We start from the raw sequence: 23733 nt of genomic DNA, 5'->3' as shown, positions 1-23733 counted from the left end.
CATCCCCTATTTAAACATTTCTATGAATTGTACAGCCTCTCTGATGTCTTTTTCGGGATTTGATCTCACTTCTCGTTCAATAGTTAAATAGCCATTGTATCCGATTTCATGTAAAGCTGAAAAATAAAGCTCGAAATTGACATCTCCCTGACCTAGTGGAAGCTCTCTAAAGAAATCCCCATTTTCCACCATTTCTTCTATCTTATCATGAGATGTTCCAGAATCGTATCCTAAGTACCCATACACGTCTTTTGGATTCGTTTGTTGTAATTGAATGCCATCCTTCACATGTGTATGTACAATATAATTTCTTAAAAGCTTCACTCCCGCCACAGGATCATCCTTGGTTACCATTACCATATTGGCAGGATCAAAATTAACTGATACACCATCTGTTGATAGTTTATCTAAAAATCTCTTTAATGTTTGACTCGTCTCTGGTCCTGTTTCAATTGCAAAATAAGCATCTAATGATGTAGCAAATTGCCCTAATTCTTCACATGCTTCTAGCATAGTTTGATAGATTGGATCATTCTCATCTTCAGGAATGATCCCAATATGGGTCGTAACAATCGATGTACCAAGATCTTTTGCCAATTGCATAATATCCTTCGATTTTTTTATTTTCCATTCATTTTCGTGTTTATCTTGAAAGCCATGTCCTCCCAAATCTCCACATAATGCTGAAATTTCAAGCCCTAAATCTACAATATATTGCTTCAATTCTGCTCTTTGTGCAGCATCTAAATGATCCGGATCTAGCTCACCTGAAACAGCGTACATTTGGACACCTTGTGCACCGACCTCCTTCGCTTTTAGCAATCCTTCACGTATAGGCAATCTAAAGCTATCTACAATCACACCAATTCTATTGTTTAATTTCACCATTTTAATATACGACTTCCTTTCCTTGTCTTGCAGAAATATAAATCCCCTCTAAAATCTTCATAATTTCTACCCCATCCTCAACAGGTGCCACTGAATCATATTGGTGAAGACAGCAATCAACAAACGTATTGATTTCATTCTGAAAGGCTGTTACAAAATCAAAAGATAGATCGTTAATTTGAGGATGAATATTTAAAATGGTGTTATGCTCCTCGCTTACAATTTTCAGCTCAGGCTCTAGTTCTGCACCCCCATTTGTGCCATATAATTTAATGCTCATTTCATCTTTTATGGCATGTAGCGTATAGGAAACATCCACCATTAATGAAGCCCCGTTCTCAAATGTTATAAGGGCGTTCGCTAAGTCCTCAACTGTATTTTTAGTAGCATCATAGTCTGCCGCTTTATAAAAAGATAAATGTTCAATATGATTTCTATTTCCTAATTGATTATAGGTGTGACCTGTTACACGCTTCACTTTCGGTCTTCCCATTAAGTACCAGCATATATCAATAACATGGACACCTAAATCTATTAATGGGCCACCACCAGATTTATCGATTTCTGCAAACCAACCTCCTGGATTACCTAATCTTCTTAAGCAAGAAGCTTTCGCATAATAAATATCGCCTAATTTATTATCATCTATGAACTGTTTCAGCACCTTTGTGTTCGTTGCAAAACGTCTTACATAGCCGACCTGAAATACTTTACGATGTTTTTCGGCAACCTTTTGGATGTTTAATGCCTCCGCATAAGTCATAGATAAGGGTTTTTCAATAAGTACATGTAAATCATTTTCTAAAGCGAGAATGGCTAGGTCTGCATGTGTATTATTCCATGTACAAATACTGACAGCTTCTACATTTTTATCTGCAAATAATGCCTCTTTAGAAGAGAAAACATGAGTGGCTCCAAATTGAGCAGCTTTTGCTTTCCCCCTCTCAATAGAAGTATCATACACACCATATAACTCAACTGATGGATTTTTCATATAAGAGCCTAAATGATAATCCGAAATAGAGCCTGTTCCGATTACACAAACTTTTAATTTGTCCATGTTCTTCCCTCCTTAAAGCTTACATTCATCCCATAAACGACGAACATTATCCATCCCTATTTTTGAACCAACCTGACAATCCTCCATACCTTCAAACTCCACCGTAATATAACCATCGTATCCATAGCCTTTGACAAGCTTAATAATTTCTCGAATATTAATATCACCATGTCCGACAATTGCTCCTCGGATGTAATTGTTATGAACTGTACGGAACCATTCACCATCACCGGGATTTTCAAAATAAGGGCGAATATAAAAATCTTTAAAATGCACGGTAGCGGCATAGGATATATTTTTCATAACACCAATAAGAGGCTCTTCATCTATACATAAAAAATTCCCGATATCTAATGTAGTTTTAAAATTATCTCTGTTAACGGCTTGAATTAATTGTTGTACACGATCACTTGTTTGAACATTAAAGCCATGATTTTCAATAGTTGTGGTGATATTGAATTGTTTCGCATAATCTGCAATCAATTGACAGCCCCTTACCATTTCATCAAAATGCTCATTATAATAATGGATGGTTGTTTGCTCCTTTGGTAAAGTAAAAAGTGTAACGTCATGGCGCATAATTTTGATACCCATACGATGTACAACATCTACGTGTTTCTTTAAGCGCTCCACTTCTTCAAAAAAGGCTTCCTCAGTCTCATGAATAAAGTTTGCGGGTAATGAGTAGGCAGATAACTCCAATCCTAGCTCCGCAGCTTTCTCTTTTATTTGAGTGGCGAGCTCATCATTATCTACTATTGTGAACTCATAGGGCACTAACTCAACATGCTGACCACCATTGTCCGCTACCCATTGCAAAACATCCAGAACACTCATTTCCCCCTGCTTCATTTTTTTGACCATACTGTATGTGCTTAAGCCTACTTTCATTTAAAACATCTCTCCTTTTCAATTGACAAAATGACAAGCAACACTTTGCTCTTCGTTAATTTTTTTCATTTCCGGAATCGTCTGCTTACATATATCTGCTGCAAAGGGACATCTTGTATGGAAGGTACAACCGCTTGGCGGATTTTTAGGATTTGGAATATCACCTATCAACACTTTCTTTTTCTTTCTTAACATTGGGTCTGCAATCGGTACAGAGGCAATAAGCGCTTGTGTATACGGATGCTTAGGATCATTAAAAATCGCTTCTTTTTTTCCGATTTCTACGATTGTTCCTAAATACATAACACCAATATAATGACTAATATGCTCTACAACACTTAAATCATGTGAAATAAAAAGATAGGATATTTTATATTCTTGCTGCAATTGCTTTAATAGATTCAAAATTTGTGATTGTATAGAAACATCCAATGCTGACACAGGCTCATCAGCAATAATGATTTTAGGTTTTGTAATTAAAGCACGTGCAATCCCTAAACGCTGTCTTTGTCCACCACTAAACTCATGTGCATAACGATCAGCATGATCAGCATTCAAGCCAACTACTTCAAGCATTTCGAGTACTAGCTTTTCACGCTCGGCTTTTGATAGCTTTGTATGAATTTCTAGCGGTTCACCAACTAATTCTTTTACTTTCATTCTTGGATTTAAAGAGGCATAAGGATCTTGAAAAATCATTTGTACAGTTTGTCTTAGGTGCTTTAACTCAGATTGCTTGGCAGTAGCCACTTCTTTTCCATCGACAACGATACTTCCACTTGACGGCTCTATTAATCTAGTGATTAGCCTGCCAGTTGTTGATTTCCCGCAACCACTCTCTCCAACTAAACTAAATGTTGTCCCTTCTTCTATTTCAAAGGAAACATCTATTACAGCATTAACATGTTGTCTTTTTTGAAATAACCCACCCGCAATTTGAAAGCTCTTTTTTAAATTCTCCACTTTTAAAATACTGTTAGGCATTGATTTCCACATCCTTTTTCACATATAGCCAGCAGCTACATTGGCGAGTAGCTGAAATTTCCACTGTCGGTGGACATTCCTGATGACATATAGACATCACTTGATGACAGCGCGGAGCAAATTTACAACCTACCGGCATATGTTGTGGAGATGGTACATGACCACTGATAGAATCTAATACTTCCTTTTTCTCACCAATTTTTGGCACAGATGCAATTAAGCCTTTCGTATAAGGATGCTTAGGACTTGCAAATAATTCAAAGACATCTGCTTCCTCTACAACCTGCCCTGCGTACATCACGACCACTTTATCGCACATTTCGGCCACAACGCCTAAATCATGTGTGATTAATAAAATAGCTGTTTCATTTTCTTCCTTTAACTTTTTCATTAACTCTAAAATTTGCGCTTGTATCGTAACATCTAGTGCAGTAGTTGGTTCGTCAGCAATAAGTAGATTGGGGTGGCAGGCCATCGCCATAGCAATCATCACTCTCTGCCGCATTCCCCCTGATAGCTGATGTGGATATTCATGAATGATTTCTTCGGCTCTTCCTATTCCTACACTCTTTAACATTTGAATGGCATGATGTTTACTTTCACCTTTTGGCAGCTTCAAATGCATCTCAATTGCTTCCATTAACTGCTTACCAATTTTTAAAACGGGATTTAAAGAGGTCATAGGCTCTTGAAAGATCATCGCCATTTGTTTTCCACGAATTTTCCGAATATCGGATTCAGACATGTTGGTCAAATCTTCCCCATTAAAATGAATAGAGCCATTGACAATTTTGCCTGTAGTTCCATGAAATAATTGCATAATAGATAAGGACGTTAAGCTTTTCCCACTGCCTGATTCTCCAACTAAGCCCAATATTTCGCCTTTACGAATCGAGAAATTGACACCTCTTAATATCTTGATCTCTGTTTTATCACGCATAAAGGACGTTTCTAAATCTGTTACTCGTAATACATGTTCTGTCATAGGCATTCTCCTTAATTATTTTTAATTTTCGGATCTAATACATCTCGTAATCCATCGCCTATTAAGTTAAATGCTAGTACGGTTAAAAATATAGCTATACCTGGCATGATGACTACATGAGAAGATGTTCCTAAGTAGTCGCGTCCACTACTTAACATTACTCCCCACTCGGGCATTTCAGGACTCGCTCCTAAGCCTAAAAAACTTAAGCCAGAAGCTGCTAAAATAGCTGTTCCTATACGCATTGTGACAAAAATAATTAGTTCACTAATCGTTTCAGGGAAAATATGCTTCCACAGCACTCTTACATGAGAGGCCCCCATTGATTGTGCGGCTTCTACATATACATTTTCTTTCGCATTCAATGTAGCACCACGTACTAAGCGTGCAAAGGATGGCACACTAAAAATCATGACAGCGATGATCACATTGTTAATCCCAGGACCAAGTAATGCGACAATGGCAATGGCTAGCAATAAATCAGGAAATGAAAACAATACATCACAGCTACGCATAATAACTTTGTCTATCCAACCACCAAAGTAACCGCTAATTAAGCCTAAAATAGTCCCTAGTATTAAGCCTAAAAATACCGCGCTAAAGCTTACCATTAAGGAGATTTTTGCCCCTACAATTAAACGACTAAAAATATCCCGACCATATTCGTCTGTTCCCGCTAAATGACTGGCACTCGGTCCTTCTAATAAGGCATCATAGTTTGGTTCAAACGGATCATAGGGTGCAATATAAGGACCAATGATAGCAATTACAATTAGCAACCCTATAAAGATGCTTGCTAACAATGCAGCCTTTTGCTTTTTAAAAGACTTCCAAAATTCCTTAAGAGGAGAGTATTTCCTTTGTGTTTTTTGCACTTGGCTATTTTGCACCGTAGTTGGTGAAGTCATCCTGTTCCCTCCCTTATGAATCTAATTGAATTTTAGGATTTAACACTGTATAAAGCACATCTACGATTAAATTTACTAAAATAAATTCAAACGCAAATAATAATAGAGCTGACTGAATAACAGGATAGTCTCGGAATGCAATCGAGTCGATTAGAAGACGCCCCATCCCCGGAAAGCTAAAAACGGTCTCGACTACCACTGAACCCCCTAGTAGAAAACCAAATTGTAGGCCGGCGACCGTCACTACAGAAATTAAAGAGTTTCGTAAAGCATGGGTCACTATGACAGAGTGTTCCTTCAGACCTTTTGCTCTCCCAGTTCTTATAAAATCAGCCTGTAACGTTTCGAGCATAGAAGATCGAGTAAATCGTGCAATCATTGACATAATACCTGCCCCTAAAGTTAGGGAAGGCAAAATATAACTAGAGAAACCATCTAACCCTCCTGTTGGGAATAGCCCTAGCTGTACTGAAAATAATTGAATTAATAATAGTCCCAACCAAAATCCAGGAATCGAAATGCCAGAAACCGCTGTTACCATTCCGAAATAATCAGGCCATTTATTTTTATTGATGGCAGAAAAAACGCCAATCATTAAACCTATTAATGTAGCCCAAAACATCGAGAGAAAGGTAAGCTGAAGAGAGGGCATAAACCTTGTTTTAAACATATCAATCACGGGTAGACCTGTTGTTAAGGACGTGCCAAGTTCACCCGTCATTAGATTTTTCATATAGTCTACATACTGTTTTAAAATAGGCTTATCAAGACCCAATTCATGACGTACGTTTTCAACATCCTCGATCGTGGCATCCTTACCCGCTACTAATCGCGCAGGATCTCCTGGTATGAAATGAATAAATAAAAACGTTAATATTGAAATAACAATTAAAATCGGTATCATTTCAACAATTCTTCTTGCTGTATATTTCCACATGACGATCTCCTCCTTTCTATTTTGTAGAAAAGGAATTGACCTACATCAATTCCTTTTATTGCGTAGCATTACTCAACTTTTGCATTCTTCACATCGAGCCCACCTGTTGGATTCACTAATACACCGCTGACATTTGAACGTACACCATATACAACCTCGTCTACCCCTAAGAAAATCCAAGGTGTATCTTGGTAAACGATTTCCTGTAATTTTTCATAGAGCTCAGCTTGGCGGTCTACATCTGAAATGGAGTTAGCCTCATCCATTATTTGATCTGCCTCAGTGTTATGATAATAGGCTGTGTTCGCACCATTTGGCGGGAATGATACACTATGGAAAAGTGGTTTTGTCGCATTTGTTATATCAGAAGCATAAGCTGACCAGCTCACATACCACATTTGTAATTTTGCATCATCCGGTGTTTGAGCCCCGTAAATCTCATCTGACAAAGTACCTTCTTCCATAGATTTAATCGCAACTTTGACACCGATTTGTCCTAACTGCTGTTGGATAAACTGCATTCCCTTCATCGTATCCGAGTTCGTATTTCCCCAGATTTCAATATCGAAGCCATCAGGATATCCAGCCTCAGCCAACAAGGTCTTTGCTTTTTCTATATTGTGCTCATACATTTTTTGCTGTTTATAATAAACGGTTTTGGAAGGAATAATGGAGTCTAGCGGTAAGCCTAGACCTGCATTAACAACCTTTAAATATGCTTCTTTGTCCACCGCATAATTAAATGCTTGTCGAACCTTACTATCATTCAACGGTTTTTTATACGTATTTAAGGAAACATAATGAGCGATTGTTGAAGGAACTTTATTAACTTCTACATCTTTATGGTTAGAAAGCTCATCGATATTTTGAGCAGGTACAGGATAGATAACCTGTGCATCCCCAGCTTTTAACATCGCCACCCGAGATCCGTTTTCTGGGACTGGTTTATACGTAATTTTAGATACACGGTCACCGCCACCCCAATAGCCATCAAATTTTTCAATGGTTAAATGATCTCCTTGTACCCATTCAACAAATTGATAAGGACCTGTACCTACAGGCTGCTTAGGAATATCTGCTACACTTTCTTTAATCATTTTGGGACTTATCATTTTAGCCACTCCGAATCGTGTAATCATCGGTCCATATGGTTCTTTTAAAGTCACTTTAATGTCATAGTCTCCTAATATTTCAACATGACTGATTAAGCTAAAACCACGTGAATAAAGGCGTAAGCTTTCATCATTCATAATTCGTTCAATATTGGCTTTTACAGCTTCTGCATTAAACTGCTCCCCGTCATGGAAAGTGACCCCTTCTTGCAGCTTAAATGTATACTCCAGTGCGTCTTCACTGATTGTATAATCTTCTGCTAGCACCTTAATTATTTGTCCATCCGCATCGAAGCCCAGTAACCCCTCTAACATCGTCTCCTGAACTGACCCCGAATTGGTATCTCCTGTGTTATGTGGATCCATAGAAATAAAGTTTTCATTTACAGCGATGACCAATTCATTTTTTGAACTAGCTTTACCTGAATCTGTAGTAGATTTTTCCCCAGTGTTTGATGCGTTAGAATTGTCTTTCTCTGCGCATGCTGCTAAAAGCAACGTACATAGAATTACAAAAACCAATTTTTTAACATGATTCATCTCATCTACTCCCTTTGTAAAAATATATAATAATACCTCCTAATGGCTTCATTAAGAAATATAATTACTAAAATTATTTATTTTCTCCACTGATGAAAATAAATAGGCAAAAAAATAAACTATACTTCATTACGATAAGACAATTCAATTAGAGGAAGACATTGCTTCTTTCTCAACTTCACAATTGCTTTTCATCAGAAACTATAGTTCAACCGACAAGATTTATTTATTCCACTGCTGAAAATAAGTGATTAAAAAAATATCCCCTTCCAGGATCAAGGACACTTTCGATGTATAATTATCAGAAAATTTATTATTTTTTAACAACTATAAACTACAGTTCACTTTTTTTCCAGCATTATTTTTATAAATTTAATAATTATTTTTACCGAGCATTCATTTCTAGTTGTTTAAAAAGGTTCTAAAAGCCCTTACTTCCAGGCCTTTAGAACCAACATCATTTATTATAGCTTTCTTATACTCTCAACGACCACATCAAGTATACGCTGAAGATCCTCTTGAATAATATTAAGTGGTGGTGATAGTGTCAGAACATTATTAAAGCCCGCTACTGTTGCCCCATTTTTCCCAATGATCACCCCTTGTTCTTTGCATGCAGCAATAACAGCATTTACCTTCTCCACTGGTAAAGGTTCTTTTGAGACTTTATCTACTACTAACTCAATCCCAATTAAAAAACCTCTGCCCCGCACATCTCCTACATTCGGATGATCCTGTAAATTTTCTTGCAATGTTTGTAATGTGGCCTTCCCCGTCTCCTTGGAGCGGTCGAACAACTCTTCTTGCTCTAGAATTTCAATATTTTTTAATGCAACTGCACATGCCACTGGAGAGCCCCCAAAAGTATTGACATGGCGGAAATAGCCATAGGCATCTGTGCCAGTGAAAGCCTCATAAATTTCACGTTTTACGGCAGTTGCTGATAATGGTAAGTATGCGCTCGTAATCCCTTTAGCCATTGTAATAATATCTGGTTTCACACCATAATTCATAAATCCAAATGGCTTACCTGTTCGACCAAAGCCACAAATAACTTCATCCACTATCATTAAAGCTCCATGCTTTTTGCACACTTCCTCTATGCCTTTTAAATAGTTTTCGGGAGGCATGATGACACCGCCACCTGTAATAATTGGCTCTAAAATCATGGCTGCAATCGTATCGCTCAATTCCCATGTCATCGTTTTATCGACAGCCCTTACGCTCGCTAAATCTAATGGTGCAACAGTATCATCTTCATGTTCACGGTATTGATCAGGCGGTGCGACATGGATAAAGCCTGGAGACAATGGCTCGTATTTATATTTCCGTTCCGCTTGCCCGGTTGCTGCTAATGCCCCAAAGGAATTTCCATGGTAGGCTCGGTAGCGAGAGACAATCTTATAGCGGGAGCTTTGCCCTTTTTGCTGGTGATATTGTCGCGCTATTTTAAAAGCTGTTTCATTCGCTTCTGATCCGCTATTAGAGAAGAAAATAACGTACTCCCCACCAAGCAAGTCATTTAGCTTTTCAGCTAGCTGTACGGCTGGTAAATGTCCCTGCGATAATGGTGCATAGGCATTTTTCATCATTTGCTCATGTGCGGCATCTGCCAGTTCCTTACGTCCATAACCGACATTTACACACCATAGCCCTGCCATGGCATCAATATATTCGATGCCATCCGTATCTATTATTCTTGCACCATCTGATTTTTCCACTACATATGTTGCTTGTGGATTGTAGGGTTTCATTGAATGCCATACATATTGCTCATCCTTTGCTAAAACATCACTTTTAAGATTGGTCTGTGTCATTGCCGAACACCCTCTCACTTATTTTTTAGTCGATTAGCTTTTTGCATCGTTATTACTTGGGAAGGCAAAGGAGCTTGTTGCATCTTCCGTTTCATCCGGCCAACGCTCTGAGATTGTTTTCGCCTTTGTAAAGAATCTCGCTTGATCTGGACCGAACATATGCCCTTCACCAAACTTAGAACGCTTCCACCCGCCGAAATTATGGTAGCCGACAGGAATTGGAATTGGTACGTTAACCCCTACCATGCCCACTTCAATTTCTTCTTGGAATTTACGAGCAGCTGCACCACTGCTTGTAAACATCGTTACTCCATTACCAAGTTCATGGTCATTAATTAAATCAATGGCCTCTTGTAATGTCTCCACGCGCACTACTATACGTGCTGGACCAAAGACCTCCTCTTTAAAGATGGTCATATCAGGCGTAATATTATTGAGGAGTGTTGGCCCAACATAAAAACCATTAGATGTTTCACATACTTTAGGATTTCGTCCGTCAATAACAAGATTTGCCCCTTCAGTAACAGCCCCATCAATATAGCTGATAATCGTTTCTTTCGATTGTTGGGTAATAACTGGGCCGAAATCGACATCTTCTTCTGTATAAGGACCTACCTTTAGCTGTGAAATCTTCTGCTTCAATATGTCTGTAAAACGTTGCTCTGTATCTTGACCAACAACAAGCGCTCCAGAAATCGCCATACAGCGTTGTGATGCTGCCCCGTACGCCGCACCTAAAAAGGCGTTCGCTGTTTGCTCCAAGTTGGCATCTGGCATAACAATCATAAAGTTCTTACCTCCACCAAAAGCAGCCACACGTTTATTATGCTTGGTTCCCGTTTGATAAATATACTCGGCTACTGGCGTAGAGCCTACAAAGGAAATGGCTTGAATCTCTTTGTTTTCTAGAAGCTCATTGACCGCTTCTTTATCGCCATTCACTACTGTCCAAATACCATCCGGAAGTCCCGCCTCTTTCCATAGATGACTTAAAAATAATGCAGAATGAGGAACGCGTTCAGATGGCTTTAAAATAACAGCATTCCCTACTGCCACAGCCATACTTGTAATAGCTAAAGGGACCATAACAGGGAAATTAAAAGGCGCAATCATTGCCACTACACCGAGTGGTGATTTAGCAGAAAAAGCATTAATATTGCCACCTACATTGACTGAATACTCCCCTTTTAGCAATTGTGGGGCACTAATCGCCATATCTACCGATTCAATCCCTCGAATAATTTCGCCCTTCGCATCCTCTTTAGTTTTCCCGCTTTCCTGACAAATCACTTCAATAAGTTCTTCCTGTTTTGTTACTAACAATTGACGGAATCGATGTAAAACCTCAACCCTCTTCCCAATGGACACCTTTTTCCATGCAGGAAAGGCTTCCTTAGCATGTTGAATGGCCTGCTGTACTTCGTCTTTTGAAGCAAGTGGGACTCTCGCTATCGTTTCACCTGTTGTTGGATTATACACATCTGAAAACCTTCCACTAGTACCAGCTACCTCTTCCCCTTTGATAAAATGTGTTAGCGTTTTCATTTTTTGTTGTACTGTCATCATTTAACCTCTCCTTACATGGGATTATTGTTCAAAATCAAATTCTTCTTTGTTAAAAATAGAGCTTGATTCATCGACCTGTTTTATCACCTTATTCTTTTGCGTAAGTAAATAAAAAATCATGACCACGGCAACGACAACACATGTAAATAGAATTTGTGAGCGCATAGACTCAATAAAGAACATGGCTATTAATAAGGCAGTTGTAGCTACTATTGTGAAATACGTTAGATACGGGAATAGCCACATCTTCACCTTTAATAGCTCAGGATTTTCGCGTTCAATCTTTCTACGCATTCTCAATTGTGAAAAGGCGATAATTAAATAAAGAATTAAAGTAATAGCACTACAAGAGCTTAGTAAAAACATAAATACTTTATCTGGTGAAACATAATTCATAATAACGGCAATATAAGAGAAAAATGTTGCGGCTAAAATAGCATTCACAGGTGCACCATTTTTATTTAATTTCAAAAAGGCTTTTGGTGCCTCCCCCTTCTCTGCTAAAGAAAATACCATTCGTGATGTTGCATAAAGTGCAGAATTTAGACACGATAACACAGCTGTTAAAACAACAAAATTCATGATTTGTGCGGCGGCAGGAATACCAATATAATCTAACACTGCTACATAAGGACTTGTTAAAATATCAGAGGAGTGCCAGGGCAATAGCGTCACAACAACAGTTATTGAGCCCACATAGAAAATTAAAATGCGCCAAGTAATCGAATTGGTAGCTTTTGTTACAGCTGCTAACGGTTCGTCTGACTCACCAGCAGCGATAGCGACAATCTCTGTCCCCATAAAGGAAAAAATAACAATGACAACACCCATTAGTACAGCGCCAAAGCCGTTTGGTAAAAATCCACCCTGCTCAACTAGATTTGTCAAACCGACAGCGTTAAAGTTTGGGGCTATACCAAAAATAATGAATGCGCCTAAACCTAAAAAAACTACTATACTTGCAACCTTAATAAGAGAGAACCAATATTCAAATTCACCAAAGGCTTTTACAGAAAGAACATTTGTTAAAGTAAGTGCTACGGTTAAAAGTAAACTTAAGAGCCATAAAGGAATTCCGTCATACCAATATTGAATAATGGCCGCTGCTGCCGTCGCCTCTAATGCAATAGCTATGACCCAGAAAAACCAATACAGCCAGCCAATCATAAATCCTGCCCATGGACCAATAGCTTCATGGGCATAATGTGCAAACGACCCACTCGTTGGATTGACAGCCGCCATCTCACCTAACATACGCATCACTAAAATGACAATAATTCCTGCAAATATATACGATAATATTGCTCCTGGACCCGCCAGGTTAATGACTGAGCCACTGCCCATAAATAAGCCAGCCCCAATTACACCCGCTATCGCGATCATCGTCATATGCCGTTTCTTTAATCCTCGTTGTAAATGCGTTTGTTGCTCCATATCTGTCACCTCTTTTATTAGATTGGATTATCGCTTACAAAAATCTTACATGTTTCATATCATTGAAGTAATAGACAAACTGTAAATTTCTATACAATTGTTTTAAACATAATGTAAAATAGACTAAATATTCTTAAAATATTAATTTACCTGAATTTACAGCTTTTTAATGACACGAAAGAGAAATAATAGATATACAAAACGGAGAAGATGTTTCAAAAGGAGGAGCTATATTGAGCCAATTCCAACTTAAAGTACTTCATGTGTTAGAAAATAAATACTTTCAGAATGCAGAGGTAGTTGCAGGTCATGAGGGGCTATTAAGAATCGTTAAGTGGGCACATGTTCTTGAAATAGTCCATGTAGATAATTTTTTAGTTGGAGAAGAGCTGGTGTTAACAACGGGGATCAGTCTTCAACATGGCATCGAAGATTTTATGACGTTTATTGAATCTTTAATCGATAAAAATTGTGCTGCTCTTTGTATTGAGTATGGCTCTTCTATTCAAGTCGTTCCAGAAGCAATACTTGCCATTGCAAATCGTCATCAGTTCCCGATTATTGTTTTTCATGAAGCCGTACCTTTTGTTCGCATTACACAGGATTTACATAGTCAAATTATTAATCAGCAATATTTAATGATTTCGACACTAGAATCCTACTCACAAACTTTAAATAAAAATACGGTCTTAGGACAAAACACGGATGATATTTTACAAAATATGTATAACGAATTGAAAACACAAATTATGTTTTCCATTAAGGGACGGGAACCTATCTTTTTTCCCAACATGACAAAAAGTAACCGTCAGCAATTATTAGCTTTGAATAAATATGCTCAGCAATTTAAACATGAGCCCATCTTTATTTTTGATCAACATTATGCAGATTTAACGATTTTTCGTGAAGATGGACTATTCTCAGAGTTTGAATTATTAATTTTAGACCGTACAGCAACAGCATTAGCGCAATTATTAATGCGAGAGTTCTATATTGAGGAGAAAAAGAATATTGAGGACGCTTCGATTTTAGCTGATTGGATCGACCAAAAGCTGAACAGGGAGGAAATCTATAAATTTATCGTTTCTCACTATACTAACTATTCACAATCTAGTGGGGCTGTCTTTGTTTTGGCCACCCCCAATACAGTAATGAAAGCGCAGGAGGATATTGTCTATAGTAAACTTTATTATCGTAATCTCTTTGAACAGCATGGCTTTATCCCATTTTTATTCGAAAGAAAAAGCTATGTCATTTTTATTTTACTTCATACAAAAGATGGTCGAGCGATTCGTGAAATACTAAATAGCATCTTTACCTCACTGCCCAAAACTGAATTTTATAAAAAACAGCAAACTCAAGGGTTTCAAATAGCGGTTGGTAAAGTTGTAGCTGATGTACAAGAAATCTCCAAAAGCTATCAAACTGCATTAGAAACATTATATATTTGCCGCAAAGTGCAAACTTCCTCGTTCTTTTATGATGATTTGCATTTGTATCATTTAATCTATAAATTACAAATGCAGGTGAATTTAAAGGAAGTTATAAACGACTATTTACAGCCAGTTATTGAGTATGATGAAAAATATAACAGCAAACTTCTTGAAACATTACAAGTCTATTTACAATCAAATGGCTCCAAGCAGCAAACGGCTAACCAATTGTTTATCGTTCGTCAAACACTGTATCACCGCTTAAAAAAGCTTGAAAGTTTACTCGGGGAAAATTTCATGAAGGGTCATAATCGTATTACACTGGAATTTATGCTCCTTGCAAACTCCTTAATTGATGACAAGAGTTAAAAAATAGGCACGTTCAAGAGCTCTCGCCCTTCAACGTGCCATCTCATTATCCTTTCACCACAACATCTTGATAAAGTCCTGGTCGACGATCATCGTATACAGGAATTCTTCCACGTACTTCATCAACTATGGAGAAATCCACATCAATTACTGCTACTTCCTCGTCTTCAGCACCAACCCAAAGCACCTCACCCCATGGCTGAATAATCATCGATTGCCCATTAAAATTTTCTACTTTTCTCGAAATACGGTTAACTGCTATAACAAAGCATTGGTTTTCAATCGCTCGCGCTTGCAGCAATGTTTTCCAATGATCAATTCTAGGTGTCGGCCATTGAGCTGGTACAAACAGCACCTTTGCTCCTTGGAGGGCATGTGCACGTAACCACTCAGGGAAACGAATATCATAGCAAATGACACCAGCCGCCTCAATAGGTCCTAGCGCGAATCGATTCATATCATCTCCCGCTTCTAAGTAAAGATGCTCGTCCATTAAACGGAAAAGATGGGCTTTGCTATATTCCCCAACAAGTAATCCATTATTATCAAATGTATACATCGTATTGTAAAACTTGTCGTTCTTTTTTATTGAAACGGAGCCACCGACAATATGTACACTAAGTTCCTTCGCTAAGTTAGCTAAAAATGCCTTTGTACGCTCACCGTTAACATCCGCCAATTCTGGTAGCTTCTCTAGTGCGTAGCCCGTATTCCACATTTCCGGAAGCACAATAATTTCTGCCCCCAGTTTTGCGGCTTCACGAATCTTGTCCTCTGCCCGTGTAAAATTTTCTTCTACTTTGCCGAAGCCAACGTTTAACTGAATACAACCGATTTTCATATTCATTCCTCCTCTAGACAATTAACAAAAAAAGTACTACTATTTGCTTCATATTCTTCAATAATAATTATTATATTCTGAAAAAGGTGATCATGCATGGAATTCTCTAAAAAACTACAGCAATTACCCACTCAATTTTTTGCGGCGCTTGTCCAAAAAGTAAACAATGCCTTGGAAGAAGGTCGTGATGTGATTAATCTCGGGCAAGGAAATCCCGACCAACCTACGCCCACTCATATCATTCAAGCATTGCAGGAAGCAGCTGAAAATCCTCAAAACCACAAATATTCGCCTTTTCGTGGTATCGCCGAATTACGTCAAGCGGCTGCCGACTTTTATAAACGAGAATATGATGTGGAGATTGATCCTGATACTGAAGTAGCGATTCTTGGTGGCACAAAAATTGGTCTTGTTGAGCTACCTTTGGCTGTGTTAAATCCAGGCGATACGATGCTATTACCCGACCCGGGCTATCCAGACTACTTATCTGGTGTTGTATTAGGTGATGTTAATTTTGAAGTGATGCCACTATTTGCTGAGAATAATTTCTTACCTGATTATGAGGCCCTACCTAAAGAAGTTAAAGAAAAAGCCAAGTTACTTTACTTAAATTACCCAAATAATCCTACGGGTGGTACCGCTACACTTGAATTTTTTGAAGAAACCATTCGTTTTGCTAAGGAGCATAATATTATCGTATCACATGATTTTGCTTATGGTGCAATCGGATTTGATGGCAATAAACCTATTAGTTTCTTACAGGCAAATGGTGCAAAAGAAGTTGGAATCGAAATGTACACATTATCAAAGACTTATAATATGGCAGGTTGGCGCATAGGCTTTGCTGTAGGTAATGCTGATTTGATTGCCGCGATTAATCTTATTCAAGATCATTTGTTTTGTAGTCAATTCCCTGCTATTCAACACGCAGCAGCTATTGCACTGACCTCTTCGCAGGAATGTGCAGATGAGCTAAGAGCTACCTATGAGCGTCGTCGAAATGTTCTAATCGAAGAAGCTCATAGAATTGGCTGGCAAATAACGGCACCAAGGGGCTCCTTCTTTGCCTGGCTCCCTGTCCCATTAGGTTTCACTAGCGAACAATTTGCCGATATTTTGCTCGACAAAGCTGATATTGCGGTAGCCGCAGGAAATGGCTTTGGTCAATATGGAGAAGGCTATGTGCGTATTGGCTTACTTGTAAGCGAGGAACGTTTACGAGAAGCCATGCATAGAATTGAGCAATTAAAATTATTTTAACATGGAACAAAATGGAGTCCTGTAGCTTTCACTAGCTACAGGACTTACTATTTTTCAATTTTCCTTGGAAGATCTAACTCCTGTTCTAATGGATAAAATTGTACGTGACCTGTTTCATCATCCAACTGACGGATATGCTGAATGCCTTGAACTTCTGCCAGCACTATATCTGCTGTTATGACGATATTTCCGCCCTTTATAAAATGACCGCCTGAAACCACTCCCCATTGATCACTCATGGAACCATGGAAATGCGTTTCATATTGTGCATCACGCTTACAAACAACTCCTGAACCTTGGATAAACTCGAGTGGCCCCTCTTTCTCGACCACATCACTAAATTGAACTTTAATGTGAGAAGTTTCATCAGGTACTAAATAAACAAAGCTACTTTTTTGAAAACTACCAATACAACTAATAATGGTTGCTGATTCAATTTTATTCTCTTCACAAAGTGCCTCAATTCCTTCAATGATGTCTGTCCCCATGAGAAGACGAGCACTAATCACCTTACCAAATGAACCTATGCCATAATTAACTCTTACGGACAATCTTCTCCCTCCTTCGCGACAAAATATTATAACAATATAAAAAATTTTAATAATATTTATTGACTTACTATACCCTATAAATTATATTAGTTCTATCGGAAATACAAAAATATAATATGAATCTCTTATCAAGAGTAGCTGAGGGACTGGCCCTATGAAGCTCGGCAACCTCCTTTTATGAAGGAAGGTGCTAAATCCTGCAAACGAAATTCGTTTGATAGATAAGAGAGGACTTTTTTCATGAGCCTCTCTTAATTTGTAAGAGAGTTTTTTTTATTTTCAAAAACCGATAAAACAATTTTTGGAGGTAGTTTTCATGAAGAAGAAAAATAAATTTTTAGTAGGTTTAGCAAGTCTTACATTAGTAGCAGCACTAGCGGGCTGTGGCTCTAAAGAAGATAGCAAAGGAAAAGGCGAAGCTATCGATGAAAATAAAATTGTTGTGGGTGTCACTTCAGGACCTCATGAGCAAATTGCAGAGGTAGCTGCTAAAGTTGCAAAGGAAAAAGGTCTAGAAGTAGAACTAAAATCATTTTCTGATTATGTTTTACCAAACACATCCTTAGCAGAAGGAGATCTTGACGCAAACAGCTATCAGCATAAACCTTTCCTCGATACATTTAATAAAGATCACGATACAGATTTAGTACCGGTTGGCAAAACAATTTTAAATCCAATGGGTATTTACTCTGAAAAATATAAATCATTGGATGACGTTCCTGAAGGCGCAACATTTGGCTTACCGAATGACCCAACAAATGGAGCCCGTGCTCTCTTTGTTTTACAAGAGGCAGGCTATATTAAATTAAAAGATGGAGCGGACTTAACAGCATCTGTTCGTGACGTGGAAGAAAACAAAAAGAATTTAAAATTCATAGAATTAGAAGCTGCACAAATTCCTAAGCAGCTTAGTGAAGTAGATGTAGCTGCTATTAATACTAACTTTGCGCTGGAAGCTGGCATTAATCCGCAAGAGGACTCTATTCTTTTAGAATCTACTGACTCTCCATATGTGAACTACATTGTCGTTCGTGCAGAAAATGAAAACGACCCAACGATTAAAAAGTTCATTGAGGTTTATCAATCTGATGAAGTGCGCCAATTCATTGAAGAGGAATTCAAAGGTTCTGTAATCCCTAGCTGGTAATACGTGTGATAAGCTAAAGAATCTGCCATATTTCCACTATGGAAACCGTGCAGATTCTTGCTTTTTAGAAGTTAAGAAAGGAGCAATCAATCTGATGATTCAATTACAAAATATTTCAAAAGAATATAAGACAAAAAAAGGCAGTATTAAAGCTGTGGATGGAATCAATCTTCATGTAAAAAAAGGGCAAATTCATGGTGTAATTGGGTATAGTGGTGCCGGTAAAAGTACGCTGATTCGTTGTGTTAATTTACTAGAGCGTCCTTCAGCAGGCAAAGTCTTGATAGACAATGTGGATATTACTACCCTTTCACTTCATGACTTACGTCAAACACGACAAAAGATTGGTATGATTTTTCAACATTTTAATCTCTTAAAGACAGCAACCGTTTATAACAATATTGCAGTTCCCTTAAAGCTACTTGGTTATAACGAAACAGAAGTCAAAAATCGTGTAGCTAAATATGCGGAAATTGTAGGTTTAACAGAAAAGCTAGATAGCTACCCTAATCAGCTTTCAGGTGGACAAAAGCAACGTGTCGCTATTGCACGCGCTCTAGCGCAAGAGCCAGAAATTTTACTTAGTGATGAAGCAACAAGTGCGCTTGATCCTGAGACTACAGAGGCTATTCTTGAACTATTGTTAAAAATTAATCGTGAATTAGGAATTACAATCCTACTGATTACACATGAAATGAATGTCATTCAGAAAATTTGTGATGAGGTATCTGTTCTAGAAGCAGGGAAAGTAGTTGAATTTGGTACGGCTATCGAGCTCTTTGCAAAACCACAACACCCTACTACAAGAAAGTTCTTAAGTACCATTTCACAACGTAACTTAACTCCTTCTCTTATTGAGCAGTTAAATGTTTCTGGTAGCGTCATTCGTTTAACATTTCTTGGAGAAAGTACTGGTAAGCCATTATTGGCTGAAGTCACCAAAGTATATGATGTACAACCAAACATTTTAACAGCCAATATTATTGAATTAAAAAATGGCATTGTTGGTAATATTGTGGTGCATTTAAACGGAGAGCCCAACATTGTTCAAAAGGCGCTAACCTATTTTGCAGAGAATGGCGTTACTGTGGAAGAGTTAGGAGGAGAGATCCATGAGTAATTTCTTTAATGATTGGTCAGAGGTTATTGGCAAAGCAATTATCGAAACATTTCAAATGGTCGGAATTTCATTATTCTTTTCCATTCTAATTGGTATACCTTTAGGGCTTTTAATAGTTTTAACACGACCTGGTCAATCCTTCGAAAATAAATTTTTCTATCAATTTTTTAATCTAGTCATTAATATAATCCGCTCAGTGCCATTCATCATCTTACTATTCTTCATTTTACCTTTTACAAAGGTTATCGTCGGTACAACGATTGGCGTTAAAGGCGTTATTGTTCCGCTTGTAGTTTATACGGCTCCTTATATTGCACGACTGATGGAGTCAGCGCTTTTAGAAGTTGATTCGGGCGTTGTCGAAGCCTACACAGCTATGGGTATTAAACGTCGGCATATCATTTGGCATGTATTATTACGCGAAGCACGCCCATCCATTATTTTAGGCTTAACAATCGCTACAATTGGATTGATTGGTGCAACTGCAATGGCGGGAATGGTTGGTGCTGGCGGTTTAGGAGACCTAGCTTACCGTTATGGTCATTTACGCTATGAGGTAGATGTCATGTATGCAACTGTGTTTATTTTAATCATCCTTGTACAAAGCATACAATCCATAGGTAACCGCATTTCAGCCAAATTGAAGAAAGACTAGGAGGAGGATATCCATGTCAACTGAGATTTATGTAGAGAAAAACGGCTATATCGCAACGCTAGTGTTAAACCGTCCTGACAAACGAAATTCTTTATCGAGAGCAATGTTCCAAGCCATCATAGACGAGCTAGAACAGTTACGTACAGAGACGTCTATCAAGCTATTAATTGTGCGTGGTGTCAATGAAGTCGCCTTTTCCTCGGGTGCTGATATTAGTGAGTTTTTAGATATTCGTTATGCTGCGGATAATGCTAAAGCCTATAATGATCTAGCTTTAAAGGCCATTGATGCCCTCTATAAATTCCCGCATCCTACGATTGCCATGATTCAGGGTTTAGCGATTGGGGGCGGCTTAGAGTTAGCCAATGCTTGTGACTTTAGATTGGCGACACCAAAGAGTAAGCTTGGCATTACCGCTGCGAACATTGGGATTGTCTATAATCTTGAAAGCACTAAACGTCTTATTAATATTGTTGGTGTCGCGAAGGCTAAAGAGATTTTATACACAGCAAACATTTTTACAGCAGAGGAAGGCAAAAGCATTGGTTTGATTACTGCCCTTCATGAGCCGCAGGAAATTGAAAATGGTACTATGCAATTTGCTGAGCATCTTTTAAATAAATCATCTATTGCCAATGCAGGTAGTAAAAAAATAATTCAGGCTATTGTGGATGGAGAAAATGAAGAGAGTGATGAACTGGCTCAATTAATTCTCGATTCATTTAGTTCTGATGATTATAACGAAGGTATTCAAGCTTTTTTAAATAAAAGAAAGCCTATTTTCAATAAATAAGTGAGGTAGTAACGATGACTAATACAACTGATGGTGACCTACTCTTAAAAAATATCACTGCCCAAGCCCCCTTCCCCATTTGCTTTGCAGATTTAGAAAAAGCAGTAGCGGAAAAAATTCCAGCTGGGCCATTCGGCTACATTCGCTCAGGTGCTGGCGGTGAACAAACATTACGTAATAATCGTTCAGCTTTTGAAAAATACTCCATAGTTCCCCGCTTCTTAAATGATGTTTCAAACGTTCATACATCCATTAATTTGTTCGGGAAAACATATCCAACGCCATTGCTCTTTGCCCCTGTCGGCATGAACGGAATGGTTCACGAGGAAGGTGAACTTGCCGCTGTACGCGCTGCCCAGCAATTAAATATGCCATATATTCAAAGCACAGTCTCCACCTATGCACTCGAAGATGTTGCCGAAGCTGCCCCTTCAGCAACAAAATGGTTCCAATTGTATTGGTCTACAAATGAGGAAATTGCATTTAGTATGGCCGCACGAGCAGAGTCAGCAGGCTTTGAAGCAATTGTTTTAACAGTCGATACAGTAATGCTTGGATGGCGAGAAGAAGATGTACGCAATCAATTTTCACCATTAAAGCTAGGCTACGCAAAAGGAAATTACATAAATGATCCTGTCTTTATGGCTTCTTTGCCTAATGATTCATTTGAATCGTATGTACAAGGCGTCTTGCAAAATGTCTTCCACCCTACACTCAATTGGGAGCATGTTCGTGAATTAAAACGACGTACAAATCTTCCTATATTATTAAAGGGAATTTTACATCCTGAAGATGCAAAGCTAGCCCTTGAAAATGGGATTGACGGGATTATCGTATCGAACCATGGCGGCCGACAATTAGATGGTGTTATTGGTTCACTTGATGCCCTCCCCGCCATCGTGAGTGCTGTCAATGGACAAATCCCTATAATTTTAGATAGTGGTGTATATCGCGGGATGGATGCCTTAAAAGCACTTGCTTTAGGAGCTGATGCCGTAGCAATTGGGCGTCCCTTCGTCTATGGCTTAGCCCTTGAAGGACAACAAGGTGCCGAAAAAGTGATGACAAATATCTATGATGAATTAAAGGTTTCCATTGCATTAGCAGGCACAACCTCCATCGAAGGGTTACGTACGATTACATTAGTCAAAAATGATGGGACTGAGGTTAAATGAAACAGGCATTAGAGGGATTAAAAGTTGTTGATTTATCACAAGTATTAGCGGGACCTTATTGCACAATGGTCTTAGCTGATATGGGCGCAGAAGTTATTAAAATTGAGAAATATCCAAATGGAGACGACACCCGAGCAATGGGCCCGTTCGTTCATGAAGAAAGTCATATGTATATGATGGTTAATCGCAATAAAAAAGGTGTATGTCTAAATTTAAAAACGCCAGAGGGCTTGGCTTTATTCAAAGAGCTTATCCAATCTGTTGATGTCCTTGTGGAAAACTATCGACCAGGTATTACGAAAAAGCTAGGGATTGATTATGATACTTTAAAAGCCCTTAATCCAGGACTCATTTACTGCTCTATTTCTGGCTATGGACAAACCGGTCCTTATAGCCAAAAAGGTGGCTATGATATTATGGCACAAGGTCTAAGTGGCTTAATGCATATGACTGGTGAACCACAGGGCCGACCTGTAAAAGTTGGCTTTGCTGTCAATGATATTGCCGCTGCCCAAACGGCCTTACAATCTATTTTAATGGCCTATATTTATAAGCTGCGAAGTGGTGAGGGGCAATATATCGATGTTTCTTTAGTAGAGTCTGGGCTTGCTTGGACTGTTTGGGAGGCCGCTGCCTACTTTGGTCAAGGCGAATTACCCGAGCGAACAGGAACTGCCCATCGAGTTTCCGCACCCTATCAAGGCTTTAAAACACAGGATGACTATATTTTAATCGGTGCTGGCAATCAAAAGTTATGGGAAATTTTTGCGACAAAGGTTGTCGAACGACCTGATTGGTTAGACAATCCCCTCTTTATTACTAACTATTCACGTGCTCAGCATGTAAAGGCGTTAGAGGCAGAAATTGAAAGTGAATTAGAGAAACATCCAGCAACCTACTGGCTGGAGCTTTTAGATGAACACGGCGTACCATCCAGCCCTATCTATTCCTATGACCAAACCTTAAATGATCCCCATATTTTAGAGCGTGGTATGGTCTTGTCCTATGACCATCCAACTGCTGGTCCCATGAGAACACTAGGTTTCCCAGCAAAATTCTCAGGAACGCCGGGTCAATTAACAAGTGCAGCGCCAACTTTAGGACAGCATAATGAAGAAATTTTGCAGGCATTAAACATCACTGATCATGAAGTTCAGCAGCTAAAAAAAGCAAATGTAATACGCTCAAAATAAGAAGCCCTTTATTTTGACAAGCTATCGATTACTTTTTGGCGGGCTGTCCGTCACTTTCCTCAGGCTATCAGTCA

The 23733-nt window shown here is 38.5% G+C and carries 21 protein-coding genes and 1 riboswitch; of the genes, 8 read left to right on the top strand and 13 right to left on the bottom strand.

Annotated elements, in window-relative coordinates; translation table 11 throughout:
• Positions 1-6 precede the first annotated feature (6 nt).
• The 11 genes from KVT27_RS17310 to KVT27_RS17260 form a co-directional block, all read right to left on the bottom strand.
• Positions 7-888 (bottom strand): sugar phosphate isomerase/epimerase family protein, encoded by an 882-nt coding sequence (locus KVT27_RS17310; protein ID WP_036145202.1) that lies wholly within the window; start codon positions 886-888, stop codon positions 7-9.
• A 1-nt stretch (position 889) separates the two neighbouring features.
• Positions 890-1948 carry a Gfo/Idh/MocA family protein gene (locus KVT27_RS17305; protein WP_036145200.1) on the bottom strand — a complete coding sequence of 353 codons (1059 nt, stop codon included), beginning with the start codon at positions 1946-1948 and terminating at the stop codon, positions 890-892.
• Between the two features lie 12 nt (positions 1949-1960).
• Positions 1961-2839 carry a sugar phosphate isomerase/epimerase family protein gene (locus KVT27_RS17300; protein WP_036122882.1) on the bottom strand — a complete coding sequence of 293 codons (879 nt, stop codon included), beginning with the start codon at positions 2837-2839 and terminating at the stop codon, positions 1961-1963.
• A gap of 18 nt (positions 2840-2857) precedes the next feature.
• Entirely contained in the window at positions 2858-3823 is a 966-nt protein-coding gene (locus KVT27_RS17295) for an ABC transporter ATP-binding protein (protein ID WP_217581675.1), read from the bottom strand.
• Complete coding sequence (locus tag KVT27_RS17290) at positions 3816-4808, bottom strand: ABC transporter ATP-binding protein (RefSeq protein WP_036145197.1); 993 nt, start codon at positions 4806-4808, stop codon at positions 3816-3818. Before KVT27_RS17290 ends, KVT27_RS17295 begins: the two co-directional genes overlap by 8 nt.
• 11 nt (positions 4809-4819) lie before the next feature.
• Positions 4820-5716 (bottom strand): ABC transporter permease, encoded by an 897-nt coding sequence (locus KVT27_RS17285; protein ID WP_008176071.1) that lies wholly within the window; start codon positions 5714-5716, stop codon positions 4820-4822.
• A gap of 13 nt (positions 5717-5729) precedes the next feature.
• Entirely contained in the window at positions 5730-6653 is a 924-nt protein-coding gene (gene nikB / locus KVT27_RS17280) for a nickel ABC transporter permease (RefSeq protein WP_036145195.1), read from the bottom strand.
• Between the two features lie 68 nt (positions 6654-6721).
• Entirely contained in the window at positions 6722-8305 is a 1584-nt protein-coding gene (locus KVT27_RS17275) for a glutathione ABC transporter substrate-binding protein (RefSeq protein ID WP_217581674.1), read from the bottom strand.
• A gap of 464 nt (positions 8306-8769) precedes the next feature.
• A complete protein-coding gene (locus KVT27_RS17270) occupies positions 8770-10122 on the bottom strand; it encodes an aspartate aminotransferase family protein (RefSeq protein WP_217581673.1) in 1353 nt (450 codons plus the stop codon).
• 33 nt (positions 10123-10155) lie between these two features.
• Positions 10156-11685, bottom strand: a complete 1530-nt coding sequence (locus tag KVT27_RS17265) for a CoA-acylating methylmalonate-semialdehyde dehydrogenase (protein WP_217581672.1) — start codon at positions 11683-11685, stop codon at positions 10156-10158.
• 24 nt (positions 11686-11709) lie between these two features.
• Positions 11710-13122 carry an amino acid permease gene (locus KVT27_RS17260; RefSeq protein ID WP_217581671.1) on the bottom strand — a complete coding sequence of 471 codons (1413 nt, stop codon included), beginning with the start codon at positions 13120-13122 and terminating at the stop codon, positions 11710-11712.
• 233 nt (positions 13123-13355) lie between these two features.
• On the opposite strand from KVT27_RS17260, the gene KVT27_RS17255 reads away from it, so the two are divergent.
• On the top strand, positions 13356-14924 hold the full coding sequence (locus KVT27_RS17255; RefSeq protein WP_217581670.1) for a PucR family transcriptional regulator: 1569 nt from the start codon (positions 13356-13358) through the stop codon (positions 14922-14924).
• A 46-nt stretch (positions 14925-14970) separates the two neighbouring features.
• Here KVT27_RS17255 and KVT27_RS17250 read toward each other — a convergent pair whose 3' ends face one another.
• Positions 14971-15765 carry a carbon-nitrogen family hydrolase gene (locus KVT27_RS17250; protein ID WP_217581669.1) on the bottom strand — a complete coding sequence of 265 codons (795 nt, stop codon included), beginning with the start codon at positions 15763-15765 and terminating at the stop codon, positions 14971-14973.
• A gap of 96 nt (positions 15766-15861) precedes the next feature.
• Here KVT27_RS17250 and KVT27_RS17245 point away from each other — a divergent pair, with 96 nt between their 5' ends.
• On the top strand, positions 15862-17025 hold the full coding sequence (locus KVT27_RS17245) for a pyridoxal phosphate-dependent aminotransferase (protein ID WP_217581668.1): 1164 nt from the start codon (positions 15862-15864) through the stop codon (positions 17023-17025).
• Positions 17026-17072: 47 nt separating this feature from the next.
• Here the strand turns inward: KVT27_RS17245 and KVT27_RS17240 are convergent, their stop codons facing one another.
• Entirely contained in the window at positions 17073-17576 is a 504-nt protein-coding gene (locus tag KVT27_RS17240) for a PPC domain-containing DNA-binding protein (protein ID WP_217581667.1), read from the bottom strand.
• A 122-nt stretch (positions 17577-17698) separates the two neighbouring features.
• Positions 17699-17804, top strand: a riboswitch (SAM riboswitch).
• A gap of 88 nt (positions 17805-17892) precedes the next feature.
• Between KVT27_RS17240 and KVT27_RS17235 the strand changes: the two genes are divergently transcribed.
• The 6 genes from KVT27_RS17235 (at position 17893) to KVT27_RS17210 (ending at position 23659) form a co-directional block, all read left to right on the top strand.
• Positions 17893-18723 (top strand): MetQ/NlpA family ABC transporter substrate-binding protein, encoded by an 831-nt coding sequence (locus KVT27_RS17235; RefSeq protein ID WP_217581666.1) that lies wholly within the window; start codon positions 17893-17895, stop codon positions 18721-18723.
• Positions 18724-18817: 94 nt separating this feature from the next.
• Positions 18818-19843 carry a methionine ABC transporter ATP-binding protein gene (locus KVT27_RS17230; RefSeq protein WP_036122847.1) on the top strand — a complete coding sequence of 342 codons (1026 nt, stop codon included), beginning with the start codon at positions 18818-18820 and terminating at the stop codon, positions 19841-19843.
• A complete protein-coding gene (locus KVT27_RS17225; RefSeq protein ID WP_036122845.1) occupies positions 19836-20498 on the top strand; it encodes a methionine ABC transporter permease in 663 nt (220 codons plus the stop codon). Before KVT27_RS17230 ends, KVT27_RS17225 begins: the two co-directional genes overlap by 8 nt.
• 13 nt (positions 20499-20511) lie before the next feature.
• A complete protein-coding gene (locus tag KVT27_RS17220) occupies positions 20512-21291 on the top strand; it encodes an enoyl-CoA hydratase/isomerase family protein (protein ID WP_036122842.1) in 780 nt (259 codons plus the stop codon).
• Between the two features lie 14 nt (positions 21292-21305).
• Positions 21306-22466 (top strand): alpha-hydroxy acid oxidase, encoded by a 1161-nt coding sequence (locus KVT27_RS17215; RefSeq protein WP_036145183.1) that lies wholly within the window; start codon positions 21306-21308, stop codon positions 22464-22466.
• Entirely contained in the window at positions 22463-23659 is a 1197-nt protein-coding gene (locus KVT27_RS17210; RefSeq protein WP_036122836.1) for a CaiB/BaiF CoA transferase family protein, read from the top strand. Before KVT27_RS17215 ends, KVT27_RS17210 begins: the two co-directional genes overlap by 4 nt.
• Positions 23660-23733: the final 74 nt, after the last annotated feature.

This window comes from Lysinibacillus sp. GbtcB16 (assembly GCF_019091145.1).
In the GTDB taxonomy this organism is placed as follows: domain Bacteria; phylum Bacillota; class Bacilli; order Bacillales_A; family Planococcaceae; genus Lysinibacillus; species Lysinibacillus fusiformis.
Note: the sequence above shows the minus strand (reverse complement) of the source record. Positions and strands in the feature narration are given on the sequence as shown.

Coding starts and splice junctions, on each gene's coding strand:
- KVT27_RS17305 (WP_036145200.1), bottom strand. CDS start 1,948: ATGGACAAATTAAAAGTTTGTGTAATCGGAACAGGCTCTATTTCGGAT.
- KVT27_RS17235 (WP_217581666.1), top strand. CDS start 17,893: ATGAAGAAGAAAAATAAATTTTTAGTAGGTTTAGCAAGTCTTACATTA.
- KVT27_RS17225 (WP_036122845.1), top strand. CDS start 19,836: ATGAGTAATTTCTTTAATGATTGGTCAGAGGTTATTGGCAAAGCAATT.
- KVT27_RS17250 (WP_217581669.1), bottom strand. CDS start 15,765: ATGAAAATCGGTTGTATTCAGTTAAACGTTGGCTTCGGCAAAGTAGAA.
- KVT27_RS17230 (WP_036122847.1), top strand. CDS start 18,818: ATGATTCAATTACAAAATATTTCAAAAGAATATAAGACAAAAAAAGGC.
- KVT27_RS17260 (WP_217581671.1), bottom strand. CDS start 13,122: ATGGAGCAACAAACGCATTTACAACGAGGATTAAAGAAACGGCATATG.
- KVT27_RS17220 (WP_036122842.1), top strand. CDS start 20,512: ATGTCAACTGAGATTTATGTAGAGAAAAACGGCTATATCGCAACGCTA.
- KVT27_RS17290 (WP_036145197.1), bottom strand. CDS start 4,808: ATGACAGAACATGTATTACGAGTAACAGATTTAGAAACGTCCTTTATG.
- KVT27_RS17215 (WP_036145183.1), top strand. CDS start 21,306: ATGACTAATACAACTGATGGTGACCTACTCTTAAAAAATATCACTGCC.
- KVT27_RS17275 (WP_217581674.1), bottom strand. CDS start 8,305: ATGAATCATGTTAAAAAATTGGTTTTTGTAATTCTATGTACGTTGCTT.
- KVT27_RS17285 (WP_008176071.1), bottom strand. CDS start 5,716: ATGACTTCACCAACTACGGTGCAAAATAGCCAAGTGCAAAAAACACAA.
- KVT27_RS17265 (WP_217581672.1), bottom strand. CDS start 11,685: ATGACAGTACAACAAAAAATGAAAACGCTAACACATTTTATCAAAGGG.
- nikB (WP_036145195.1), bottom strand. CDS start 6,653: ATGTGGAAATATACAGCAAGAAGAATTGTTGAAATGATACCGATTTTA.
- KVT27_RS17295 (WP_217581675.1), bottom strand. CDS start 3,823: ATGCCTAACAGTATTTTAAAAGTGGAGAATTTAAAAAAGAGCTTTCAA.
- KVT27_RS17210 (WP_036122836.1), top strand. CDS start 22,463: ATGAAACAGGCATTAGAGGGATTAAAAGTTGTTGATTTATCACAAGTA.
- KVT27_RS17245 (WP_217581668.1), top strand. CDS start 15,862: ATGGAATTCTCTAAAAAACTACAGCAATTACCCACTCAATTTTTTGCG.
- KVT27_RS17300 (WP_036122882.1), bottom strand. CDS start 2,839: ATGAAAGTAGGCTTAAGCACATACAGTATGGTCAAAAAAATGAAGCAG.
- KVT27_RS17270 (WP_217581673.1), bottom strand. CDS start 10,122: ATGACACAGACCAATCTTAAAAGTGATGTTTTAGCAAAGGATGAGCAA.
- KVT27_RS17310 (WP_036145202.1), bottom strand. CDS start 888: ATGGTGAAATTAAACAATAGAATTGGTGTGATTGTAGATAGCTTTAGA.